This is a genomic window from Rhodobacter sp. NTK016B (assembly GCF_017303295.1).
GTDB lineage: Bacteria > Pseudomonadota > Alphaproteobacteria > Rhodobacterales > Rhodobacteraceae > Pararhodobacter.
In genome coordinates, this window is sequence record NZ_JAFKOK010000029.1 from 1 (window position 1) to 21,924 (window position 21,924).

Annotated in this window: 19 protein-coding genes and 1 tRNA gene; 9 read left to right on the forward strand and 11 right to left on the reverse strand. The window is 65.9% G+C overall.

From position 1 onward, the window contains the following. Positions 1 to 41: 41 nt before the first annotated feature. The 3 genes from JI664_RS23070 to JI664_RS23080 form a co-directional block, all read right to left on the reverse strand. Positions 42 to 131, reverse strand: a tRNA-Ser gene (locus JI664_RS23070). 49 nt (positions 132 to 180) lie between these two features. Continuing rightward, positions 181 to 2,196, reverse strand: coding sequence for a hydantoinase/oxoprolinase N-terminal domain-containing protein (locus tag JI664_RS23075; protein WP_207016143.1), 2,016 nt, complete (start codon positions 2,194 to 2,196; stop codon positions 181 to 183). 98 nt (positions 2,197 to 2,294) lie between these two features. Further along, complete coding sequence (locus tag JI664_RS23080) at positions 2,295 to 6,548, reverse strand: PAS domain S-box protein (RefSeq protein ID WP_207016144.1); 4,254 nt, start codon at positions 6,546 to 6,548, stop codon at positions 2,295 to 2,297. Positions 6,549 to 6,796: 248 nt separating this feature from the next. On the opposite strand from JI664_RS23080, the gene JI664_RS23085 reads away from it, so the two are divergent. Then, complete coding sequence (locus JI664_RS23085) at positions 6,797 to 7,660, forward strand: urea carboxylase-associated family protein (RefSeq protein ID WP_207016145.1); 864 nt, start codon at positions 6,797 to 6,799, stop codon at positions 7,658 to 7,660. Positions 7,661 to 7,823: 163 nt separating this feature from the next. Here the strand turns inward: JI664_RS23085 and JI664_RS23090 are convergent, their stop codons facing one another. Both JI664_RS23090 and JI664_RS23095 read right to left on the reverse strand, forming a co-directional pair. After that, positions 7,824 to 8,816 (reverse strand): SUMF1/EgtB/PvdO family nonheme iron enzyme, encoded by a 993-nt coding sequence (locus JI664_RS23090; RefSeq protein WP_207016146.1) that lies wholly within the window; start codon positions 8,814 to 8,816, stop codon positions 7,824 to 7,826. Positions 8,817 to 8,828: 12 nt separating this feature from the next. Continuing rightward, the gene (locus tag JI664_RS23095) at positions 8,829 to 10,514 is read right to left on the reverse strand and encodes a hypothetical protein (RefSeq protein WP_286174252.1); all 1,686 of its coding nucleotides are present in this window, start codon (positions 10,512 to 10,514) and stop codon (positions 8,829 to 8,831) included. A 76-nt stretch (positions 10,515 to 10,590) separates the two neighbouring features. On the opposite strand from JI664_RS23095, the gene JI664_RS23100 reads away from it, so the two are divergent. The 4 genes from JI664_RS23100 (at position 10,591) to JI664_RS23115 (ending at position 13,565) form a co-directional block, all read left to right on the forward strand. Next, a complete protein-coding gene (locus tag JI664_RS23100) occupies positions 10,591 to 10,926 on the forward strand; it encodes a hypothetical protein (protein ID WP_207016147.1) in 336 nt (111 codons plus the stop codon). Positions 10,927 to 10,929: 3 nt separating this feature from the next. Next, entirely contained in the window at positions 10,930 to 12,324 is a 1,395-nt protein-coding gene (fumC, locus tag JI664_RS23105) for a class II fumarate hydratase (protein ID WP_207016148.1), read from the forward strand. A 135-nt stretch (positions 12,325 to 12,459) separates the two neighbouring features. Then, a complete protein-coding gene (ypfJ, locus tag JI664_RS23110; protein ID WP_207016149.1) occupies positions 12,460 to 13,368 on the forward strand; it encodes a KPN_02809 family neutral zinc metallopeptidase in 909 nt (302 codons plus the stop codon). A gap of 11 nt (positions 13,369 to 13,379) precedes the next feature. After that, positions 13,380 to 13,565, forward strand: a complete 186-nt coding sequence (locus JI664_RS23115; RefSeq protein WP_207016150.1) for a DUF4169 family protein — start codon at positions 13,380 to 13,382, stop codon at positions 13,563 to 13,565. A gap of 117 nt (positions 13,566 to 13,682) precedes the next feature. Here JI664_RS23115 and JI664_RS23120 read toward each other — a convergent pair whose 3' ends face one another. The 3 genes from JI664_RS23120 to JI664_RS23130 form a co-directional block, all read right to left on the reverse strand. Continuing rightward, complete coding sequence (locus tag JI664_RS23120) at positions 13,683 to 14,258, reverse strand: nucleotidyltransferase family protein (RefSeq protein ID WP_207016151.1); 576 nt, start codon at positions 14,256 to 14,258, stop codon at positions 13,683 to 13,685. Between the two features lie 4 nt (positions 14,259 to 14,262). Then, positions 14,263 to 14,649, reverse strand: a complete 387-nt coding sequence (locus tag JI664_RS23125) for a hypothetical protein (protein WP_207016152.1) — start codon at positions 14,647 to 14,649, stop codon at positions 14,263 to 14,265. A 143-nt stretch (positions 14,650 to 14,792) separates the two neighbouring features. Then, on the reverse strand, positions 14,793 to 15,761 hold the full coding sequence (locus JI664_RS23130; protein WP_349768760.1) for a GlxA family transcriptional regulator: 969 nt from the start codon (positions 15,759 to 15,761) through the stop codon (positions 14,793 to 14,795). 404 nt (positions 15,762 to 16,165) lie between these two features. Between JI664_RS23130 and JI664_RS23135 the strand changes: the two genes are divergently transcribed. Next, a complete protein-coding gene (locus JI664_RS23135; protein WP_207016154.1) occupies positions 16,166 to 17,536 on the forward strand; it encodes a class II 3-deoxy-7-phosphoheptulonate synthase in 1,371 nt (456 codons plus the stop codon). A 118-nt stretch (positions 17,537 to 17,654) separates the two neighbouring features. On the opposite strand, the gene JI664_RS23140 is transcribed toward JI664_RS23135, so the two are convergent. Beyond that, positions 17,655 to 18,338 carry a PAS domain-containing protein gene (locus JI664_RS23140; protein ID WP_207016155.1) on the reverse strand — a complete coding sequence of 228 codons (684 nt, stop codon included), beginning with the start codon at positions 18,336 to 18,338 and terminating at the stop codon, positions 17,655 to 17,657. Positions 18,339 to 18,505: 167 nt separating this feature from the next. Between JI664_RS23140 and JI664_RS23145 the strand changes: the two genes are divergently transcribed. The 3 genes from JI664_RS23145 to JI664_RS23155 are packed head-to-tail and all read left to right on the forward strand — an operon-like array spanning position 18,506 to position 20,592. Further along, the gene (locus tag JI664_RS23145) at positions 18,506 to 19,408 is read left to right on the forward strand and encodes a YicC/YloC family endoribonuclease (RefSeq protein WP_286174253.1); all 903 of its coding nucleotides are present in this window, start codon (positions 18,506 to 18,508) and stop codon (positions 19,406 to 19,408) included. A 15-nt stretch (positions 19,409 to 19,423) separates the two neighbouring features. After that, on the forward strand, positions 19,424 to 20,077 hold the full coding sequence (gene gmk, locus JI664_RS23150; RefSeq protein WP_207016161.1) for a guanylate kinase: 654 nt from the start codon (positions 19,424 to 19,426) through the stop codon (positions 20,075 to 20,077). Continuing rightward, positions 20,074 to 20,592: a gamma carbonic anhydrase family protein gene (locus JI664_RS23155; protein ID WP_207016157.1), complete on the forward strand. Its 519-nt coding sequence runs from the start codon at positions 20,074 to 20,076 to the stop codon at positions 20,590 to 20,592. Before gmk ends, JI664_RS23155 begins: the two co-directional genes overlap by 4 nt. Before the next feature lie 4 nt (positions 20,593 to 20,596). Here the strand turns inward: JI664_RS23155 and JI664_RS23160 are convergent, their stop codons facing one another. Both JI664_RS23160 and JI664_RS23165 read right to left on the reverse strand, forming a co-directional pair. Next, on the reverse strand, positions 20,597 to 20,818 hold the full coding sequence (locus JI664_RS23160; protein WP_207016158.1) for a ribbon-helix-helix domain-containing protein: 222 nt from the start codon (positions 20,816 to 20,818) through the stop codon (positions 20,597 to 20,599). Next, entirely contained in the window at positions 20,815 to 21,615 is an 801-nt protein-coding gene (locus JI664_RS23165; RefSeq protein WP_207016159.1) for a phytanoyl-CoA dioxygenase family protein, read from the reverse strand. The genes JI664_RS23160 and JI664_RS23165 overlap by 4 nt, the downstream gene beginning before the upstream one ends. Positions 21,616 to 21,924: the final 309 nt, after the last annotated feature.

A 21,924-nucleotide genomic window follows, 5' to 3' on the forward strand; every position in this document is an offset into this window, starting at 1 on the left:
TTATAATGTTGGCCTATAGCGTATTTCTTGGGGTGGCGACTTGGCGGATGGGGTGGGATTCGAACCCACGGTGGAGTTTCCCCCACGCTGGTTTTCAAGACCAGAGCCTTAAACCACTCGGCCACCCATCCGTAGGGGGCGTTCTAGCGGGCGGCGCGGAGGGCCGCAAGCGGGGCTTTATCAGGATGTGCCCAGACGCGGGCGCCCCGATGCCGTGACGCGCAGGCGGATCTCGACCGGCATGTCGCGGCCTTCGATCTGCGCGCCGGTATCCTCGCGCTCGACGGTGATGCGCGGGGTGTCGAGGCCCGCGCGGGCGGCCCGGTCGGTCGCGCGGCGGGTCAGGTCGGCTTCGAGCAGAAAGAGCGCCGCGTCGGGCTCGGTACAGCGGGCGGGACCGGCTTCGAGATGGGCGATGATCTCGCCCGGGGCGGGGAAGGTGATGACGCCTTCGACGCTCATCGAGACCTGTCCGACCACCGCGCCCACAGCATTGGCGACGCCCGCATGTTCGGGCACGACCGCCTCGCAATCGAGCCGCCGGCCCACGGCGGGATAATAGCACCCGGCCGAAGCCCCCAGCGCGATGACCGGCACGCCAAGCCGGGCCTCGATCCGTACGAGGCCCGGCGCGCGGTCGAGACCGGCCTGCATCAGTGGATGGCGGGCGAGCGTGTCGGGGGCGAGCGGCCAGTCGCGGGCATCATCGGCAAAGGCCGCTTCCAGCAGGCATGTGGCGCTTTGTGCGGTCAACTGATCGACGATGCGCTGCGCCATCGCGCGCGCGTTGCGAGCCAGCGGCTGGCCGCTGCCCGTGCGGCGCCGGGCAAGCAGGGTCAGCGCCTTGTCCGAGGCCGAGGCATCCCAGCCGCTCTGCAAGCCCAGCACATGCGAGGCATCCGACGGCGTGGGGCCTGTGACCTGTACCAGCCCGCGCCGCACCAGCCGGGTGAGGGCGGGTGCGTCGATGCGGCTGCGCAACAGGGCTGAGACGCGCTCTGGCCCGTCGATTAGACGGCGGGCAAGCTGCGCATCGCGGCTGTCGGGCGCAAGATCGGCGGGAAGCGTGGCGAAGAGCGGAACCGCGAGCTGCCACGCTTCATCGGGCGCGGGGATACGGGAGAGGGCATCGTCCAGCATCGCGTGAACAATCGTCGGGAAATGCGTCGCGGCCAGTGCCAGCGGCAGCACGCGGCGCGGACCCAGCGTGATCGCCCCGTCGAGACCGTCGCCTACCTGCACCTCGCTGTCGCCGCCAAGGCCCGTGGTGCGCATCGCCACCGCCTCGACCATCGTGCGCCAGCCGCCGACACGGGCGCCGTCAGGGTCGATGGCGGGTTTGCCGTCGCGCAGCAGGCAGATATCGGTGGTGGTGCCGCCGATATCCGAAACCAACGCGGTATCGAGGCCGGTCAACCACGCCGCCCCCGCCGCCGAAGCGGCGGGCCCCGACAGGATCGTCTCGATCGGGCGTTCGCGCACGAGGGCCGATGACACAAGCGCGCCATCGCCGCGCACGACCATGAGCGGCGCAGTGATGGCGCGGGCGGCAAGATGGCTCTCGCAGGCGGTGATGAGCCGGTCGATCATCGACACGAGGCGTGCGTTCAACAATGCGGTCAGGGCGCGGCGGGGGCCGTTCAACCCGGCGCTGAGTTCGTGCGAGCAGGTGACCGGCAGGCCGCGATGGGCGCGGATCGTCTCGCGCGCGGCGATTTCATGGGCCGGGTTGCGCGTGGCGAATTGCGCGCCCACGGCGAGTGCCGCGATATCCGGCGGCAGGCCATCGAGCGCGCTTTTCAGCGCATCGGGGTCGAAAGGGGCGGCTTCGGCGCCGGAATGGCTGTGGCCGCCCGCCAGCTCGATCAGTGGCGCGTCGCCCAGCGCTTCGGCCAGATTGTCGCGGCGGGAAACGGCAGCATCGAAACCGATCAGCACCAGCGCGGCGCGGTCGCCCTGACCTTCGACCAGCGCGTTGGTGGCAAGCGTGGTCGAAACGGAAACCAGCGCGATCTCGGCCGGGGCGATATCGGGGGCCTGCGCCAGCACCGCGTCGATCGCGCCGCCGATGCCCAGCGACAGGTCGGGACGTGTGGTGAGGGATTTGGCCTTGGCGACGATGCGTTGCGTCTGGTCGTCGAGCAGCACCGCGTCGGTGAAGGTCCCGCCCGTGTCGAGGCCCAGAAGAATTGCCATAGCCCGCCTCCGCGCAGATCTGCAAATTGCTAGATCGCGCCGATGCGAAAGGGAAGGGGCCTTGTGCGGCCCCGACAGGGGTTCGGAATGCTAAGCGCTTACGCGTCAGGCGAATCGTTCAGGATCTTGGCCAGCGTTTCCGTCAGCGCATCCTTGCGGAAGGGCTTGGGCACGTGACCCACGAAGCCTGCTGCGAAGTACTCGTCGATCTGGTGCTGCATCGCATTGGCGGTAACGGCCAGCGCCGGAACCGGGGGGGCGTTCGTCTCGGCCTCGATGGCGCGGATCTTTTGCAAGGCCGCGATGCCGTCGATGACCGGCATCGAGATGTCGAGCAGAACGGCATGGAACGCGCCGGGTTTGTAGAGTTCGCAGGCATTCTGACCGTCCTCGGCCAGCGTGATCTCTGCGCCCTGCATGGCCAGCAGCGCTTCGAGGATCGTTCGGTTGGTCGCGTTGTCATCGGCCACCAGCAGGCGCATGCCGGTGAGCGGAAGGTTGGCGCGGTCCTCGGTAACGGGCATGAGCAGGTCCATCGTCTCGCGTGTGGCGGGTTCGCTGCGGGTTTGGTGTCTGGTGTCTGGTACGGGCACGCCAACGACCTTTCTGTCTTCGCTCGGGACATCACCTTGAACCGGGGGCGCTATCGTGTCCTGTTCAAGGCCATTCAAGGGCGCCTGATTGAGCACCACGTCGCTTTCCAGAGGGGCGGGAAGGCGCAGCGAGATCTTGGTCCCACGGTCGACCTCGCTTTCCAGATGGATGTCCCCGCCCATCAATTCCGTCAGGCGCCGGGTGATCGACAGGCCAAGCCCGGTGCCACCGAACCGGCGTGCGGTCGAGGTCTCGGCCTGTTCGAATTCGTCGAACACCTTCGCGACCTGCTTTTCCGACATGCCGATTCCGGTATCCTCTACCACGATATCGAGCGTATTTGCATCGCCGGGATCGATCCTGATCGACAATGTGATCGAGCCCGAGCGCGTGAACTTGATGGCGTTCCCCACAAGGTTGTGCAGGATCTGCAGCATCCGGTTGGCGTCGCCGATGCGCGTGTCCTCACAGCCCTCGCCGATATCGGTAATCAGGCTGAGGCCCGCGCCCGAAGCCCGGTGCCCGAACAGCGCTTTCACGCGGTCTGCCAGCGACTTGGGCACGAAGGGCTGGTTTTCGATCGTCATTTTCCCGGCCTCGATCTTGGCGAGGTCGAGGATGTCGTTGAGGATCGCCAGCAGCCCTTCGCCGCTGTCGCGTATGATCGAGATCATGTCGCGCTGCTGCGAGGACAGCGGGGTCTCGCCCAGCAGGTCGGTCATGCCCAGAACGCCGGTCAGCGGCGTGCGCAATTCATGGCTCATATTGGCGAGGAAGCGAGATTTCGCCTCGCTCGCCGCTTCGGCGCGTTCAGCGGTGGCGATAAGCTCGGTGACGTTCGAGCCCACGCCGCGATACCCCGCATAATTGCCGTCGGCATCATAAAAGGGGCCGCCAGAGCAGCGTAGCCAGATCGGCCTTGCGCGGCGCGGCGGGTGGAAACAGAACAGAAGGCCGCTGAAACGCTCATGCGCGGCGGCATGGCGCATGACCTGTTCCCAGTCGCCCCGCGCATTCGGCGAGCCGGGCAGCAGGCCCAGCGATTCGAGCGTGCGGCCGATGAACATGCTGGCCGGGATCTGCGTTGTGCGCTGGAAGCCCGATGTCAGATGCGTGATCAGACCGCCCGGCGCGATTTCCCAGAACCATTCGTCGCTGGCGTCGGCGATATCGGTATAGCGCTGCTGGCTCACGCGCTGCGCATCGAGCGCGGTCTCCAGCGCCTGCTTGGCCTCGCTCAGCGCGGCCTCGCGCAGCTTGCGCTCGGTGATGTCGATATGAACGCCGGTTTCTTCGGCCGCCACGCCCGGCGCGGCCCAGCTTTGCACGCGGGTCTCGGACATGACCCAGATCCAGTGCCCCTCGCGGTGGCGGATACGGAACTCATGGCGCGCGGACATCCTTTCGGTGCCGTACAGATTGGCGACACTCTCGTGCAGTTTGGCGAGGTCTTCGGGATGGACCATCGCCTCGAACTTGTCACGGTTCCACGGCAGCAGATCGTTCAGCTTGTAGCCCAGCATCGCGGCGTATTGCTCGTCGATGCTGACGCGCCCGGTCTTGCAGTCGAGCTCCCACGTGCCGACCGACGAGGCATCGAGGATCGTGCGCAGCCGTTCCTCGACCCGGCGCCGCTGCGTCAGGTCCAGACCGATCCCGCTGATGCAGACCGGCTCGCCATCGCTCTTGCGCTGGCTGATGCGGCCCCGGCACAGCACGCTGACCCAATGGCCATCGTGATGCATGAGACGGATTTCCAGTGCCACCGCATCGACCACGCCATTGCGCACATCGCGCAGCATGGCTTTCATCGCTTCGTTATCGTCGGCGTGGATCAGGGATTCCCACAAGGCGCGGTTCAGCTTGCTCGGCCCGGTCGAGGGATAGCCCAGCATCTGCCACCAATATTCATTGATCTCGGTGGTCCCCGAGCCGATGTCGAATTCCCACGTGCCGATCTGCGCGCTCTCGATGATGTCCGACAGACGCTGTTCGGCCTGTTTCAGCGCGGTGATATCCACGCGCAGCCCGACGCGTCCGCCATCCGGCGTGGCGGCCTCGTAGGCACGCACGCAGCGGCCATCGGCAAAGAACAGGTCCAGATGGCTATTCGCCTCGCGGTGCATTTCCAGCCGCTTGCGGACATAGGCTTCCGTGTCGTCGTGCGCCGGGGCCAGATCACCGGTCTGGGTCCCCGCGCGAATGATCTCCTCGAAGGTCGAGCCGGGTTTCACCACGTCGCGGGCCTTGGGGAAATACGAGCGGTAACGTTCGTTGCAGATGATCAGCCGATCATCGGCGTCGAACAGGGCAAAGCCATCCTGCAGCGCTTCGATCGCCGCATGAAGCCGGCCATGCGCGGTTTCTGCCTCCTGCGCGAGGCGTGAAAGCTCGGTTTCATGGCGCTTGAGGCCGGTGATCTCGTTTTCGATCACAAGGATCTCGCCGGCGCTGCCATCATGACTGGCGAGGGGACGAATGCCGATCTCGGCCCAGTAATCCCCGCCATCCTCGGTCGCGCGGCGCATCTGGACCTGCGTACTTTCGCGGCGCGCCAGCGCGTCGAGCACGCGCGCATGGGTTTCCGGGTCAAGATCGCGATCAAGGATCTCGGCATAGGGGCGACCGCGCAGGGTATCGAGCGTGCGCCCGGTACACTGCGCGACGGCGGCATTGGCCCAGACGATGCGCTGATCGGCATCCAGAACGGTGACGAGGTTGCTCATCTGCCGCGCGGCCTCGACCGGCAGGTTGTTGTCGCCCTCTTCCCGGTATTCATCGGTGACATCGCGGACGCGGAAGACGAACCCTTCCTGACCGCGCAATTTCGGGCGGTAAACGACGATCATCTCGTACCAGCGCGGCCCCCGCGGCGTCTCGAGCCAGAAGCGCGGCAGCGTGCAATCGTGACCCCCGCGCGCGCGCTCCATGCAGCGGCGCAGTTGCGCGGCCTGCGGCGGGGGCAGGTTATCCTCGGGCAGCGATCCGATCATGCGCTCGACATTTTCCGGGCGCGGACCATGCTCGGGCAGGTGATAATCGATGCAGCGGCCCTCGGCATCGGTCTCGACAAGGAATTCGGGCAAGCCGGCCAGAACGTCCCGAATCCGCACCGCGTCCCGCACGGTTTCAAGAAAGGCGTCACGGCGTCGCCGTTCGCGCGCTGCGCGCATGAGAGCCGCAGTGATCCCGTCCGAAATGGTTTGCAAAACCCAGTGTTCGGTGCCGGTAAAGCTGCCTTGTGTCCGGCGCATCACCGACAGGATGCCCACCAGCGCCTCACCATCGATCAGCGGTTCGATCAGCGCGGCCTGCACACCATGCGCAAGAAATCCCTGTTTCAGCGCGCCGTCGGGCAAAAGCGCGGTATCGGCGATGATCCGCCCCTCGAGCCGCCCGTCAACGACGGGCATATCGCTCAACGAGTCGGCCTGCGCGTCGCAAAAGACCGGCTCGGCCGGGACGGAGATTCCGCCACCGGGGGCGGCCTCGCCAAAGGCGGCATGGGCAAGCCGCCAGCTGCCATTTTCGCGGACTTGATTCGGGGGCTCGTTTTGCTGCCAGACGGGAAGGTACAGGCAGCTCACGCTTGCCGACAGCGCGATCCCTACGCGTCCCAGCACGGCGTCGATCGCCTCGTTCACTTCATCCGTGCCAGCACGCAGCAACTGACCGAGCGCTCGGATCACCACGTCGTGGGCCCCGACATCACGCGCGGCGTCGTCGTCGCGGCTTGCCAGGTTACGGCCGTCGTCCATATGCCGGAATCCTCGCGTTCTCATCTTTGACGAGCATACCATTCTATACAAACGCTTCCAGCTTGAATTTTGCTCTACAGAGTGTGGCGATTTGCGCAACCCTTGCAAAATAGGAAACAATACGCCGCATGGGGGGCCTCGCTGCCTGTTTGTCGCCGGTCCATGGGCGCGCCACTCTGGGCGCGAATGAACAGCCCGTGCCGCCCGCAGGTTCAGAACGCGCCGCCCGTGCCAACAGGAGAGACCCCATGCCCCGTCCCGTTCCAACGCCGCCTGAGGATGCACAAGCCCGGCGCGACGTGCCACCGGTAATCTGCTACCCGACCGACAGCCTGCAGCCCGCCGACCTGATGCGCTACGCCCGCTTCCGCGATGCTGCGACGCCGGTTGCGCGCCACCTTGTGCCCGCGCGCGAGGGCGGCGCGTTCCGGGTCCCGGCGGGCGGTTTCTTCCGCATCACCTGTGTCGAGGGGCCGCAGGTCGGGGATTTGAACCTCTTCAACGCGGCGAACCCGGTCGAGCGATTCTATTCGGGCAAGACGCGCGCTCTGCACGGATCGCACCTGTCGCTGGGCGAGCGGATGTGGTCGGGCTTTCCCTTTCTGCGCCCGATGGCCACGATGGTCGCCGATACGCTGGGCTGGTACGGGCGCGACGCCTTTGGCGGGCGCGTGCATGACGTGATCGGAACGCGCTGCGATCCCTATACGCATTGGCACCTCTCAGGGGGCGAGATGTACCACCATTGCTGCCACTCGAACCTGACCCGCGCGCTCGCTGCAGAAGGCGTGGCCGGGAGCGTGTCCGAGGCCGAAACGCTGGTCCACGACGTGCTCAACGTCTTCATGTGCACGGGCTTCACCGAAGAGACGGGGCAGTATTTCATGAAGGCCAGCCCGGTTCGCCCCGGCGATTACGTCGAATTCTTCGCCGAGATCGACCTTCTGGGCGTGCTTTCGGCCTGCCCGGGCGGCGATTGCGGTGCCGAGCATTCCTCGGACAGCGCCGCCTGCCATCCGCTTCAGGTCGATGTCTTCGAGACGCCCGCCGCGGCTCTCGGCGACTGGACACCGCCTCCGGTCAATGGCTATGACCGCTCGCACGGGCGGTAAGCGGGCAGGGGGCTGTCTGCCCCCTCTTTGCCTGTCGGCAAATTCACCCCCGAGGATATTTTATGAACAAAGATGCCGGGTTAACGAAGCACTAATCCGGCATCTTTAATCCCTAAATATCCCAGGGGGTCCGGGGGAGGATCCCCCGGTTTCGACCGTTGTGTCAGCGCACGTCGCGGAAGCAGCGGAAGCCAAGGTGATAGTTCATATGGCTCGATGTCGACATGACGCGGGTGCCGTGCCAGAACGGCGCGCGCCAGCGAGCCCAGTGTTCGTGCGCGCGGATCTGGTCCCAGATGAACCACGAGCCTTTCATCTCGGTCACGCCAAGCGTGGTCGAGCCGCGCGAGGCCATCTGGTCCTCACTCAGCGGAAGGTTCATGTGTTCGGCGGCGTTGCCGTCGATGTCGTAGACACCCAGCGGCGAATGGCATTGCGGGAAACTGCCCGAGGGATAGGTGTTCGATCCGCAGCCGCGCCAGTCGCCGCCATTGCAGCCCGGGGTCTTGGACGACCCGGTTGCGCAGACGCCCGAGCGCCATTCGCCGATTGAATAGACGCCGCGTTCGCCCGCGTACCGGTTGTTGTGCCATGCGCGCATGGCCTGCACCGAGCCCAGTGCGAAATTGTAGTCCGGCGGCGTGAGCCGACCTGCCGCCGCGCCTTCCCATTCATGCGCGTCGCCGATGCGGGCGCCTTCGGCCGCGCAAAGGCGGGCCGCCTGATCGGCGCGGACCCAGGTCACCGGATAGGTGAGTGGAACATTGGGGTACTCGAACATGAAGGCGCAGACGGTGGCGTCTTCGGGTTGCTGGCTTCGCGGATCGTAGAGCGGGACCTCGAACGGGTGGCCGCAGATCCGCTCGAACCGGGCGTTGCGATAGGCGCGGCGCACGCTGTCGACCGAGCCGCCCTGCCGCTGTGCGGCCTGTTCGGGCGTCATCGGGTGTCGCGTCACTGCGGGGTTGCCCTGTCCGATATAGGGGCTTTCGCCGAAGATCGCGCGGATGCGGGCCATGGCGGCGTCCGACACACCGCGCCATTCCTGCATCTGGCGGAACATCGTCTCGTTGTTCTGCGCAAGGGTCTGCGCCTGTGCGGCAATCGGGGACAGCGTCAGCCCGATCGCAAGCGCCAGTTTGGTCAGTCGGTTCATGGCCGGATCTCCTTAGCGGCGCAGCAGGTAGAAGAAGTCGCGGTTATCCGAGAATTCGATGAAGCGGCCCATCGGCGTGCCGTCGCGGTGGCGCGAATCCGATTCCGCCATCCGGCGGTCGAGATGGACGATGTCGAAATCCTCGGACCCCGCTTCACGCGGGTAGATGGCCGAATAGGTCAGGTCGAGCGAGTTCATGTCCAGAAGCATCGCGTAATCGCAGTGATAAGCCTGGAAGGTGCGCGCCATGCCCGAGGGGGTCACCGACATGAAGACCGCGTATTGCAGGAACTGACGGCCCTCGATCCGGCGCATGCACAGACCCGAACGCATCGTGCGCAATTGCGCCTCGGCCGAGCCTGACCAGTTGCCGCCCATCCAGCTGCGCACCTGACTGCCCGGCACGCCAACGCCGTCTTCATTGGGTTCGATGATCGCGGTGCCGTTCTGGCGGGCAAAGCGGATATGCGGCAGCAGGAAGTCGAGATCCTCGGACCAGGTTTCCATGTTCACCGAGCCGTCCTGCAGCACATAGACCGTAGCCAAACCTGGCTGCAGCCGCGACAGGACCACGCCATTGACGACGAAGCCGTAATGGTGGCCGTGATTGGTATAGGCAAAATCCGTCAGCCGCCACGCGCCGTGATCGCGCTTGAAGCCACCGGCGAAGATGCCTGCCAGCCGGTCCATGAAGATCGGGTTGAGCATGCCGGTCATGTTGAGCGGATCGACCGTGCCGAAGCCGTCGGGGCCGGGAAGGTTATAGTCTCGGCCCGCCCCTGAGGGGCGCGGCGACCAGTCGACTTCCGGGTGCGAGGTGCCGATTTCGTAGCGCAGGTCGAAGCGCGACATGTCGAAGGCCCACATATGCACGTCCGAACGGTTCTCGACCCCGTCGAGCCCGTTGGCGCCGGAAACCGAAAGCACCTCTTGGCTGACCATGCCGGGCTGCACCACCGAGGCATAGATGCCCGGCGCGTTCTGCACCGCGTACCAGCTTCCGGCCTCCATCGCGGTCGATTCCGCGCCGACCAGATCGACCCGCAGGTTCGAGCGCATCACCGGATGGCTGCGCAGATCGGCGGTGCCCAGAAGGGCGACGGTGGCGCCGGCCTCGGTCTCGTCCATGGTCTGGGCCGAGGTGAGATAGGCGTCTTCGTAGAGCGTGTCCTTGATCAGGTTGATCAGGCTTTCGCCGAACGGCACGTAGCCGCGCAGGAACTCGGTCACCGCTTCGCGCGTGGTGCGGCTGCCCGAGCCCTGATTGCGCAGGAACATGCGTTGTTCGCAGATCGGCGAATAGGGGATATTGGCGGCGGCGGCCTCTTCCAGCTCGCCCTCCCACGGGGCGCAGGTAACGGTGCCCGCCTCGCTCTCGATCTGCAGGCTGCGCCCGTCTTCGGACAGGGCGACGGTGAACAGCTCGGGCGCCGCGTTCTCAAGATGCCACTGGCGCAGCGAGCGGCCCTCGCCGGTTTCCAGCACGAACCACGCATTCACATAGGGGTTGAGCGAAATCAGCCGCAGCGGCGTGCCGTCGGCGCCAACGCCGTTCAGCTCGGCGCGGAAGGGCTGGAATTCGATCACGCTACGACGGAAATCTTCACGAAACTCGGCGAACTGGGCGGCGCGGTCGGCGGCGGGCATGTACCACGGCGCCATCGTGTCCGCCGAGGCGGGCTGTCCCGGGGCTATCATCGCAGAGCCGGCAACCAGGGCCAAGAGCGGGGCCACCTTGGGCAAGGGGGCGCGGTTGGGGGCCAAGGAACCGGGGATGATCAATGTCTTACTCCTGAAAAAACTGTCACGGCGGCACCGGGGCGGGGTCGTCGCCGCGGGTCTCAAGACAGCCCGTGCGAAGCGCCGCCAAGCGCATCGGCGGCGAGCCTGCAACAAAGCCGGTCAGCGCGCAAATCACGCCGGGGTCAGGGATAAGAACAGTGTGGAAGTGTTGAATTTCGGCAACTTGTCACGGAAACTTTATGTACGCTCAAAGTCAGGACTTGGTCTGCGCACAGGGCTTTGGCCGCTCGGCACGGCATGCAATGGCATACCAATTGATTTCTCGGCCGCCGCTGGCTATGAGGACGCAAAATCACCCGAGGAGTGACCCATGACCGCGACCCGTACCGAAACCGACAGCTTCGGCCCGCTGGAAGTTCCCGCCGACAAGTACTGGGGCGCCCAGACCCAGCGTTCGATCATGAACTTCCCCATCGGCTGGGAAAAGCAGCCGGTGCCGATCATCCGCGCGCTGGGTGTGGTGAAGAAAGCGGCGGCGACGGTCAACGAAGGTTTCGGCGATCTGGACAAGACGCTGGCCGACGCGATCAAGGCCGCCGCGAGCGAGGTGATCGAGGGTAAGTTCGACGACAACTTCCCGCTAGTGGTGTGGCAGACTGGCTCGGGCACGCAATCGAACATGAACGCGAACGAGGTGATCTCGAACCGCGCGATCGAGATGCTGGGCGGCGAGAAGGGCTCGAAAAAGCCTGTCCACCCGAATGACCATTGCAATATGGGCCAGTCCTCGAACGACACCTTCCCGACGGCGATGCATGTCGCCATCGGCATGCAGGCGCGCGACGTGCTGTTGCCGGGCCTGAAGAAGCTGCACGCAGCGCTCGCCGCGAAGTCGGAAGAGTTCAAGGATATCATCAAGATCGGCCGCACCCATACACAGGATGCGACGCCTCTGACACTGGGTCAGGAATTCGGCGGCTACGCGCATCAGGTGGCGCAGGGCATCAAGCGCGTGGAAATGTGCCTGCCCGACATCTACGAACTGGCGCAGGGCGGCACCGCCGTGGGCACCGGGCTGAACACCCGCAAAGGCTTTGCCGAGAAGGTCGCCGCCGAAATCGCCGCGATCACCGATCTGCCCTTCGTCACCGCGCCCAACAAGTTCGAAGCGCTGGCCGCGCATGACGCGATGGTCATGTTCTCGGGCGCGCTGAAAACTGTCGCCGCCTCGCTCTTCAAGATTGCCAACGACATGCGTCTGCTGGGCTCGGGCCCGCGCTCGGGTCTGGGCGAGCTGATCCTGCCGGAAAACGAGCCCGGCTCGTCGATCATGCCCGGCAAGGTGAACCCGACCCAGGCCGAAGCGCTGACCATGGTCTGCGCGCATGTCATGGGCAACGACGCCGCCGTCGGCATGGCGGGCTCGCAGGGTCATTTCGAGCTCAACGTCTACAACCCGATGATGTCCTACAACGTGCTGCAATCCATGCAACTTCTGGGCGATTCGGCCTCGGCCTTCACCGACAATATGGTTGTGGGCACGCAGGCCAATACCGCGCGGATTGAGAAGCTGATGAAGGAATCGCTGATGCTGGTGACCGCGCTGGCGCCGACCATCGGCTACGACGCGGCCACCAAGGTCGCCAAGACCGCGCACAAGAACGGCACCACGCTGCGCGAAGAAGCCATCGCGCTCGGCTATGTCGATGGCGAGACCTTCGACCGCATCGTCCGCCCCGAAGACATGATCGGCCCCAGGGACTGATCTGCCTGAAGACGACAGGGAAGGGGCGGTCCGGAAGGGCCGCCCTTTTTCCTGCGCGGGAACCCGAGCCACACAAGCAGCGTTGCTCTTTTCGCGCTGTCATAGGAACATGCGTGGCATTGAGGAGACTAAGCCATGCAATGGCGCGGCAAACGGACCAGCAGCAATATCGAAGACCGGCGCCGCAGTGGCGGGACCCGGCGCGCGGGCCTGCCAGGCATTCGCATTGGTCGCGGGCGTGGCGGGCGTGGCAGCCCGATGGGGATCTTCGCCACCATCGTCGTGCTGCTGATCGGCGCTTATTTTGGCGTCGATATGACCGGGCTTCTGGGCGGATCGCAGGGCGGCTATGCGACACAAGGCACGACGCAAACGTCTGCCCCTGCCGGCCCCAACACGATCGACGATGACGAAGAAGCCTTCGTCGCGACCATGCTGGGCCAGACCGAACAGGTCTGGACCGACATTTTCGCCGCCTCGGGCGAACGTTATACTCCCACGACACTGGTGCTCTATTCAGGCGGCACCGGTTCGGCCTGCGGCATGGCGCAAGCCGCGATGGGGCCGTTCTATTGCCCGGGCGACCAGCGCGTTTATCTCGACACCTCGTTCTTCCGGGTGCTGGAACAGCGCATGGGTGCGGGCGGCGATTTCGCCAATGCCTATGTCATCGCGCATGAAGTGGCCCATCACGTCCAGAACCTGACCGGCACGCTGGGACAGGTGAATGCCGAGCGCCAGCGCGCGCCCGACGCTCAGGCGAATGCCCTCTCGGTGCGGCTTGAATTGCAGGCCGATTGCTATGCGGGCGTCTGGGCCAACCGCGCCGCCACGGGCCTGCAGGTAACCGAGGCCGATATCCGCGAGGCGCTCGATACAGCCGCCGCCATCGGCGACGATACGCTGCAACGCTCGGCGGGGGGGCGCGTCGTGCCCGACAGCTTCACCCATGGCAGCGCGCAGCAACGGCAGACATGGTTCTTCACCGGTTACCGCTCGGGCGATCCGCGCCAATGCGACACGTTTTCCGCCGCCAATTTGTAGGAACATACCCGATGGCCGAGATCATCAACCTACGCACCCGGCGCAAACAGGCCGCGCGGGACACCGCGCGGACCAAGGCCGATGCCAGCGCCGCACAGCACGGGCTGAGCAAGGCGCAGAAAGAGCTGGCAAAGGCCCAAAGCGAGAAATCCGCGCGTGAACTGGACGGTCACAAACGTGACCCCGACCGGTCCTGAACCCGGCCGCCCCATCTTTGTTCTCTAAATATCCCGGGGGTGTGGGGGCTGGCCCCCACAATTGAACCTGTGCGGGGGCTGGCCCCCGAAACTAAACTTGTGCGGGGGCTGGCCGCCCTAGCGCGCCCGCCACGCGGCCCATGCCTCGGGCGTATCCAGATCCGTCACCGCGTGGCGCCCCGGCAGCGCCAGCAAAGCGGGCGGATGGGCCTTGAGCACCGAGCGCGCACCTTCGTCGCCGTGAAGATCCGCCAACGACCCCAGCAGGGTGGCAGGAAACACCACCGGATGCCCCGGTGTTCCATCCTCGGCAGTGGCGCGCAGCGGTGTCTTGCCGTCACAGGCGCGCGCGACGCGGGCGAAATCCTCGGCCGTGAGCTCGGGCATATCGGCCGGCACCACCATCAGCGTGCGGTTCCCGGCCCAGCGGGCTGCCGCCCGCAGCGAGGCGCTCATGCCGGTTAGAGCGTCAGGGACGCTCAGCCGATCCAATGTCAGACCTTCAAGCGCGGCTTCGCGCGCGGGGCGGTCCGGCGGCAGCGTCACCGCGACCCGGCCGCATTCCGCCGCCAGCAGCGCCAGGGCTTGCCGGCGAAGCAGCGGCATCCCGTCGACCGGCTCCAGCAACTTGTCGGCGCCGCGCATCCGCCGGGACGATCCGGCCGCCAGCAGGACGCAGGCCAGCGCCGCCATGCCGTTACCGCGTCCGGCAGGTGCCCGCCCATTGCGAGGCGCGCATCTGGCTGGCGAGCAGGATCAGGTTCGAGGAATGCACCGACACACCATTCGCGCCGATGCTGGTCAGGGTCGAGCGGCGCGCATCGTGGACGACCATCACGCCGTCTTCGGTGAAGGTCTGTTTCATCGGCGGCAGATCGCGCTCGCCCTCGTACCAGACCTCGTCGCCATCGGTTTCCATCACCAGCGTGAAGGACAGGATCTCGTCAGGCCCCGACACGCATTCGGCCGAGGACAGGTTGCATTCGGTGGTGTAGCTGCAATCGACGATGCGCAATTCCTCATTCGCCCCGGCGCAGGAGGCGAAGGCAATGGCGCAACAGGCAGCGAAAGGGCGCAGTGTCATCGGGGCGGAACCTCGGGGTCAGGAATGCTCTTGAGGCGAAGCTAGAGCGCGGCGCGTCCCTTGACCAGCGCCGCCGGATCCGGGCGGTGGGTTCCCGCCGGCCACGACGCGGCCGGACGATCCGGGCGCGCAGGGCGGGGGTGTCAATCGAGATCGTCGAGATCGCCGAGCGGATCCTCGTCACCGGGTTCGGCGCCAAGTTCGTCATCGAGCCCATGCGCGCCGCGTTCGCGATAGGGCGTGGTGCCGTATTGCGCGCGGTAGCATTTCGAGAAATGCGACGGCGAGGTAAAGCCGCAGGCCAGCGCCACGTTGATCACCGACAATTCGGTCTGCATCAGCAGGTTACGCGCACGCGCCAGACGTAATTCCATGTAATAGCGCTTGGGCGAACGGTTCAGATAGCGCCGGAATAGCCGCTCGAGCTGCCGCGTCGACATGCCGACTTCCTCGGCCAGATCGGCGGGCGAGACGGGTTCCTCGATCGATTGCTCCATCCGCTCGATCACCCGCGACAGACGCGGATGGCGCACGCCGATTCGCGTCGGGATCGACAGCCGCTGGATGTCGCGGTCGGTGCGGATCGTGGTGTAGATCAGCTGATCGGCCACCGAATTGGCCAGATCCTTGCCGTGATCGTCGGCGATCATCGTCAGCACCAGATCTATGGCCGCCGTGCCACCCGCCGCTGTCAGCCGGTTGCCGTCGATGACAAAGACCGATTTGGTCAGTTCGGTATCGGTGAATTCCTCAAGGAATCCGTCGCGGTTTTCCCAGTGGATGGTCGCGCGGCGGTTTTCCAGAAGCCCGGCCTCGGCCAGCGTATGGGCGCCGGTGCACAGCCCGCCGATCACCGCCCCCTTGCGTGCGACCTTGCGCAGCCAGTTGACCACCGGGGGCGTGGTATTGGTGCGCACATCGATCCCGCCGCAGACAATGACGATATCGTCGCGTCCGGTTTCGCAAAGCGGGCCGTCGACCATCACCCGCGCGCCGTTCGAGCAGCGCACCTCTTTGCCGTCGACGCTGACAAGGCTCCAGCGATAGAGCGACTGTCCGCTCATCCGGTTGGCGATGCGCAGGGGTTCAACCGCCGCCGCGAAGGACAGCATGGTGAACTGGTTAAGCAGCACGAAGACGAAATGCCGTTGCCGGGCGGGCGCCGATTGCGTGCGCTTTGCCGCCGGGGCGGTTACCGTGGCCGGGGACCGGACGGATTTGCCGGCCACGCCGGTACGGATGCCCGGCAATTTGCCGGAAACTGGGGCAGGGGGGCGTCCGGGGGCAGGAAAGTCGCTCATCTCGTTATCCGGGTCAAAGGGCCGGGTCGCGGAGCGAGGGCCAATTAGAACGAGTCCAACACGAAACCTGAGCTTTCGCAAGAACCCGTGAACGCGCGTTTTTGTGAGATGCGGGTTTGCAAGGGCAGCGGACGCAGTATAAGAGCCGATGCTACCGCTGACACGAGAAGTCCTTGGGGTTCTCGGGGCGTTGGCGTGCATCGACGGAGGACACGATGACCGAAGCCTGGAGCAAGTCGGCCTGGCGCGCCAAAGAGCGCATCCAGATGCCCGAATATCCCGACTCGGCCGCGCTGAACGCGGTCGAGGCACAGCTGGCGAACTTTCCCCCGCTGGTTTTTGCCGGCGAGGCGCGCGAATTGAAGCGCAAGCTGGGCGAGGCCGCTCAGGGCCGGGCGTTCCTGCTGCAGGGCGGCGATTGCGCCGAAAGCTTCTCGGAATTCAACGCCGATCTCATCCGCGACACGTTCAAGGTGCTGCTGCAGATGGCGGTCGTGCTGACCTATGGCGCGAAGGTGCCGGTGGTGAAGGTGGGCCGTATGGCGGGCCAATTCGCCAAGCCGCGCTCGGCGCCGACCGAGACGATGGGCGGGGTCGAACTGCCCAGCTACCGGGGCGACATCATAAACGGCTTCGATTTCACCGAAGCCGCGCGCCTGCCCGATCCGCAGCGTATGCTGCAGGCCTATACGCAGGCGGCAGCGTCGCTGAACCTGCTGCGCGCGTTCTCGAAGGGCGGTTTCGCCGATATCCATCGCGTGCATAGCTGGACGCTGGGCTTCACCAAGTCCGAGGATGCTGAGAAGTACAAGGCGCTGTCTGACAGGATCTCGGACGCGCTGGACTTCATGACCGCAGCAGGCGTGACCAAGGACACGATGGGCGCGATGTCGACGGTTGATTTCTTCACCTCGCACGAAGCGCTGCTTCTGGAATACGAAGAGGCTTTGTGCCGCATCGATTCCACCACCGGGCTGCCGGTGGCAGGGTCGGGCCACATGATCTGGATCGGCGACCGTACCCGTCAGCCGGACGGCGCGCATGTCGAATTCGCGCGCGGCGTTCAGAACCCGATCGGTCTGAAATGCGGTCCTTCGATGAAATCCGAAGATCTGAAGGTGCTGCTGGCCAAGCTGAACCCCGAGAACGAATTCGGGCGCCTGACGCTGATCGCGCGTTTCGGGGCCGGTAAATCGACCGAACATCTGCCGCGTCTGATCCGCACCGTCCGCGAAGAAGGCGCCAATGTGCTTTGGACCTGCGATCCGATGCACGGCAACACGATCAAGTCGGATTCGGGTTTCAAGACCCGTCCGTTCGAGCGTGTGCTGCAAGAGGTGCGCGACTTCTTCGCCGTGCACAAATCCGAGGGCACGATCCCCGGCGGCGTTCATTTCGAGATGACCGGCAAGGACGTGACCGAATGCACGGGCGGCCTGCGCGCGGTGACGGACGAGGATCTGTCGAGCCGCTATCACACGGCCTGCGACCCGCGTCTCAATGCCTCGCAATCGCTGGAGCTTGCCTTCCTCGTGGCCGAGGAACTGTCCGAGCGCCGCAAGGAAATGCAGCGCAAGGCGGTCTGATCCGGCTTTGGCGTTTAGAACAGAGTGGGCGGCGACCGGGATATGGTCGCCGCCCTTTTTCATTGCTCGACGGGTGCCTGAGGGATCAGCGGGATCTGGCGCGCTTGTCGCCGCGCGCTCAGACCCTGCCGCCCTGAATGACACGCAAGACCGGGCGGGCAGGGCGGCCCCCCGGCATCGGGCGGGCCGGGATGTGCGGCGCCCGCTCGACGGCGATGGCCGGGCCGGTGTCGCGTGCCGTCTGGGCCGGGGCCGTGAGACGGAAGCGGCGCGGGGCGCGTCCGGCGGGACCATGGGTTTCCAGCACGCCCAGAATGCGGGTGATCTGCCCCTTGGTATCGGTCAGCGGCAGCAGCACCAGCACCCCGTCCAGCGCGGGCTGGCGCAATCCCTGATCCGAGCGCAGCGGCAGCACCGCGCGGGCGCCCTTCGCCACTTGGTCCAGCGCCTCGCCCAGCTCGTCGCGGGCCTCGGCGGACAGGAACACGCTCAGCGGCATCCCGCGCGGGTCCATGCCCAACAGGTCGCCCAGTTGCTGCCCCGTCAGCCGCAGCCGCGCGACGCGGGGCGCGACCAGTTCGGCGACGAACATCACGTCAAGACAATGGGCCAGCGGTTTGGGATCGATCTCGGCCCGCTCGGGGCACAGCCGCGCGCCGCGCAGCGCGTTCCAATGGGCCTGAACATGCCGGGCGGCGGGGAAATCGGGCGACTCGCTGCGCCCGCCGCGCGGCAGGGCGATGACGGGGGCGCCGGACGGTGTCGCGCGTTCAGAACCCGTGCCGGAAAGAAAGTCTGACATGCTCTGCTCCTTGGTGCCGGGATATAGAGGGCCAGCGCCGGCCCCTCAGGGCGGCGGCGGTTCAAGGTTACCCAGGCGTTTACCTTTGATTGTGATTTCTTACTGATGCCTTAATCTAGCCGTAATTTCTGCGTGTGGGGGCGATTTCTAAAGATATGGTTAAGTCGATGACGGGCTACGCCTCGGCGAGCGAAGAAATTCAAGTCAATTCTGTCACTTACGGATGTCAGTGGGATCTTCGCGCGGTCAATGGGCGGGGGCTGGACCTGCGCTTTCGTCTGCCCGACTGGCTCGACGGGCTCGAGTCGAGCCTGCGGAAATTGCTCGGAATACGGCTGAAACGTGGCAACGTGACCTTGGCTCTCAAACTGGCGCGCGCCGATTCCGGCGCGGCCTTGCGGCTGAACCCGCAGGCTCTGGCGGCAGCGGTCGAGATGGTCATCGCCGCCGAAACGCAGGCCGAAACGCGCGGTTTGGGGCTGGCGCCGATGAATGCGGGTGATCTTCTGGCGCTGAAGGGTGTGGTCGATACCGGCCCTGACATCGCGCCCGAGCCCGAAGCACAGGCGGCACTGGTCGCCGCGTTGCTCGAGCGCGCCGCGCCACTCATCGACGCGTTCGAGGCCGCCCGCTCAAGCGAGGGCGCGGCGCTCGGCGCGGTCATCGCGGGGCAGGTGGACACGATCGACGCGTTGGCCACCGAGGCAAGGCGCGCGATCCCGGCGCGGCGCGCGGACCAGTCCGAGGCGCTGAAAGCCGCGCTGGCGCGGTTGGGCGACGCGGCGCCGGGTGTCGATGCGGGGCGGCTTGAACAGGAACTGGCGCTGATCGCGGTCAAGACCGACATCACAGAAGAGCTCGACCGGCTCGACGCGCATGTCGCCGCTGCGCGCGCGCTGCTGGCCGCCGACGGACCCATCGGGCGCAAGCTGGATTTCCTGATGCAGGAATTCAATCGCGAGGCCAATACCTTGTGCGCCAAGGCCCAGAGCGCCGAGCTGACGCGGATCGGACTTGACCTCAAGACCGTCATCGACCAGATGCGCGAGCAAGTGCAAAATCTGGAGTAGCCCATGGCCCCCAACCTGTCGCGCCGCGGTCTTCTGATCATCCTGTCCTCGCCCTCGGGCGCGGGGAAATCGACGCTGGCGCGGCGGCTGATGGCCTGGGACCCGTCGTTGAAATTCTCGGTCAGCGCCACGACCCGTGCCCCGCGTCCCGGCGAAAGCGAAGGGGTCGAGTATTTCTTCAAGTCGAAAGACGAATTCGCGGCCCTCGTGGCTTCGGGCGGCATGCTGGAACATGCTGAAGTGTTCGGCAATTTCTACGGCACGCCCAAGGGCCCGGTCGAAGCCGCCAGCGCCGAGGGGCGCGATACGCTGTTCGATATCGACTGGCAGGGCGGCCAACAGGTGCGCAACTCGTCTCTGGGTCGTGACGTGGTGTCGATCTTCATCCTGCCGCCCTCGATTGCCGATCTGGAAGCGCGCCTGCGCACCCGCGCGCAGGACAGCGACGCGGTGATCGCCGGACGCATGGCGAAAAGCCGCGACGAGATCAGCCATTGGGCGGAATACGATTACGTCGTGGTCAATCACGATCTCGATCAGGCCGAAGAAGAACTGCGCACGATCCTGTGCGCCGAGCGTATGCGCCGCGACCGCCAGCCGGGGCTGAACGACTTCGTCCGCGCGCTCAACACCGAATTCGAAACCCGCAGCAAAGGAGCCGTCTCATGATCTACGCGCTTGAAGACGTCACGCCCGAGATCGACGCCGATAGCTGGGTCGCGCCCGATGCCAATGTGATCGGCCGGGTGCGGATGGCGGCGGGGTCGTCGGTCTGGTTCACGGCCACGCTGCGTGGCGACAATGAATGGATCGAGATCGGCGCGGGGTCGAACGTGCAGGAAGGCTGCACGCTGCATACCGATATGGGCTATCCGCTGAGTATCGGGCGCGACTGCACGATCGGGCACAATGTCATCCTGCATGGCTGCACCATCGGGGATGAGACGCTGATCGGCATGGGCGCCACGATCCTGAACGGTGCGGTGATCGGTAAGAACTGCCTGATCGGCGCGGGCGCGCTGATCACCGAGGGCAAGCAGATCCCCGATGGCAGCCTTGTCATGGGCTCGCCGGGCAAGGTGGTGCGCGAGCTTGACGCGGCGGCGATCACCCGGCTGAAAGCCTCGGCCGCGGGTTATCAGGCGAATATGCGCCGCTTCCGCGACGGGCTGCGCGCGCTCTGACGGGTCAGCCGTCGATCCGCGCCGTCAGGTCGCGCAGCACCGCCAACCGGATCGCGCCCGCCAGCCCGGTATCGCCGCGCGCGGCATCGATCTCGGCTGCGCATTCGTTGATCCCCTGTCCGCGCCGCTTGGCATAGGCGCGGAAGGCGGCCCAGAATTCCGGTTCCAGCGAAACCGACGTGCGGTGGCCCTTCAAGGTGAGCGAGTGCTTCTGGGGGCGGCTCATGCGTCCTCAAGCAGCATCGGGAACCAGTCTTCGCGCAGCCTTTGACCCGGGCGCATCTCGTGGCCGGGGAAGGGGGGCGAGGTCCGGCCCGGCCGCTCGACATAGCGCGCATCGTCGCCCAGAAGCCGCAGCGAAAAGGCCCGGCGCCGCCGGTCCGTCGTGTTCCCCCGCGCGCCGTGCAGGGTGCGGAAATCGAACGCCACCGCATCGCCCGGCTCCATCTCCCATTCCAGCACCTGCATCCCCTCGGCATCGGGATCCGGGACGGGGCGATAGGCCTCGGGGTCGGGGTAAAACGCGGTTTCGGCCAGCCAACGTGTCGGCAGGACCGGCTTGTCCCACAGATGAGACCCCGCGACGCAGCGCAGGGTGGCGGTGGTGACCGGCTCCATCGGCGACCAGAAGCTGACGGTCTGCGCCCCGTCGACAAAGTAATAGGGCCCGTCCTGATGCCAGGGCGTCGGCTTGGCCGTGCCCGGCTCCTTGATCAGCACGTGATCGTGGAACAGCTGAACGCTGCGCGACTGCATCAGGGCAGCGGCAGTCCGGGCGACGGGCGAGTTGCGGATCACGTCCTCGAATTCGGGGATGCGCTGCCAGTTGCAGTAATCGTCGAAAAACCGCCCGCCTTCGCCGGGATTGAGGTTCTCGGCCGCGTAGGGGCCGGGCTCGGCGAGGTTGCGCTCGATCCCCCGCGAGATCGTGTCGACCCAGTCGGTCCACAGCCCCCGGATGACGATGGCGCCGTCGCGCTGGAAGGCGGCAATATCCTGCGGGGAAACGAGATCTGTCGGCATCGGGGGCTCCTGTCGGTCGCGCCGAGACTGCGACGGGGGCGGGGGTGAGTCAATCGGACGAATCACAGGCGGTGCGCGTCCGGGGGAGGCTCCGCTCCCCCGGGCCCCCTCGGGAGTATTTCGGGCAGAATGAAGGGGCGGGCGTCTGTCATGGGATAGCGGGGGGCGCTTTGGCGGGGCGGCGGGCATCGTTGGCGGGGTTTGATTCGGCGGGGCTGGTGGAGATCGGGCAGAGTTTCGATCGCGCGGATCGCCAGGAAAGAACCCTCGTATTCCAATCGCTTGCACCGTTCGCGCAGAGGGGTGGGG

What these genes read in the sequence shown, in the direction of transcription:
- JI664_RS23155 (WP_207016157.1), top strand. Translation starts at nt 20,074, where the DNA reads ATGATCTACGCGCTTGAAGACGTCACGCCCGAGATCGACGCCGATAGC.
- JI664_RS23120 (WP_207016151.1), bottom strand. Translation starts at nt 14,258, where the DNA reads ATGGCGGCGCTGGCCTGCGTCCTGCTGGCGGCCGGATCGTCCCGGCGG.
- JI664_RS23100 (WP_207016147.1), top strand. Translation starts at nt 10,591, where the DNA reads ATGATCAATGTCTTACTCCTGAAAAAACTGTCACGGCGGCACCGGGGC.
- JI664_RS23140 (WP_207016155.1), bottom strand. Translation starts at nt 18,338, where the DNA reads ATGTCAGACTTTCTTTCCGGCACGGGTTCTGAACGCGCGACACCGTCC.
- JI664_RS23080 (WP_207016144.1), bottom strand. Translation starts at nt 6,548, where the DNA reads ATGGACGACGGCCGTAACCTGGCAAGCCGCGACGACGACGCCGCGCGT.
- fumC (WP_207016148.1), top strand. Translation starts at nt 10,930, where the DNA reads ATGACCGCGACCCGTACCGAAACCGACAGCTTCGGCCCGCTGGAAGTT.
- JI664_RS23085 (WP_207016145.1), top strand. Translation starts at nt 6,797, where the DNA reads ATGCCCCGTCCCGTTCCAACGCCGCCTGAGGATGCACAAGCCCGGCGC.
- JI664_RS23090 (WP_207016146.1), bottom strand. Translation starts at nt 8,816, where the DNA reads ATGAACCGACTGACCAAACTGGCGCTTGCGATCGGGCTGACGCTGTCC.
- JI664_RS23130 (WP_349768760.1), bottom strand. Translation starts at nt 15,761, where the DNA reads ATGCTGTCCTTCGCGGCGGCGGTTGAACCCCTGCGCATCGCCAACCGG.
- JI664_RS23125 (WP_207016152.1), bottom strand. Translation starts at nt 14,649, where the DNA reads ATGACACTGCGCCCTTTCGCTGCCTGTTGCGCCATTGCCTTCGCCTCC.
- JI664_RS23135 (WP_207016154.1), top strand. Translation starts at nt 16,166, where the DNA reads ATGACCGAAGCCTGGAGCAAGTCGGCCTGGCGCGCCAAAGAGCGCATC.
- JI664_RS23145 (WP_286174253.1), top strand. Translation starts at nt 18,506, where the DNA reads ATGACGGGCTACGCCTCGGCGAGCGAAGAAATTCAAGTCAATTCTGTC.
- JI664_RS23165 (WP_207016159.1), bottom strand. Translation starts at nt 21,615, where the DNA reads ATGCCGACAGATCTCGTTTCCCCGCAGGATATTGCCGCCTTCCAGCGC.
- JI664_RS23075 (WP_207016143.1), bottom strand. Translation starts at nt 2,196, where the DNA reads ATGGCAATTCTTCTGGGCCTCGACACGGGCGGGACCTTCACCGACGCG.
- JI664_RS23095 (WP_286174252.1), bottom strand. Translation starts at nt 10,514, where the DNA reads ATGATAGCCCCGGGACAGCCCGCCTCGGCGGACACGATGGCGCCGTGG.
- ypfJ (WP_207016149.1), top strand. Translation starts at nt 12,460, where the DNA reads ATGCAATGGCGCGGCAAACGGACCAGCAGCAATATCGAAGACCGGCGC.
- JI664_RS23160 (WP_207016158.1), bottom strand. Translation starts at nt 20,818, where the DNA reads ATGAGCCGCCCCCAGAAGCACTCGCTCACCTTGAAGGGCCACCGCACG.
- JI664_RS23115 (WP_207016150.1), top strand. Translation starts at nt 13,380, where the DNA reads ATGGCCGAGATCATCAACCTACGCACCCGGCGCAAACAGGCCGCGCGG.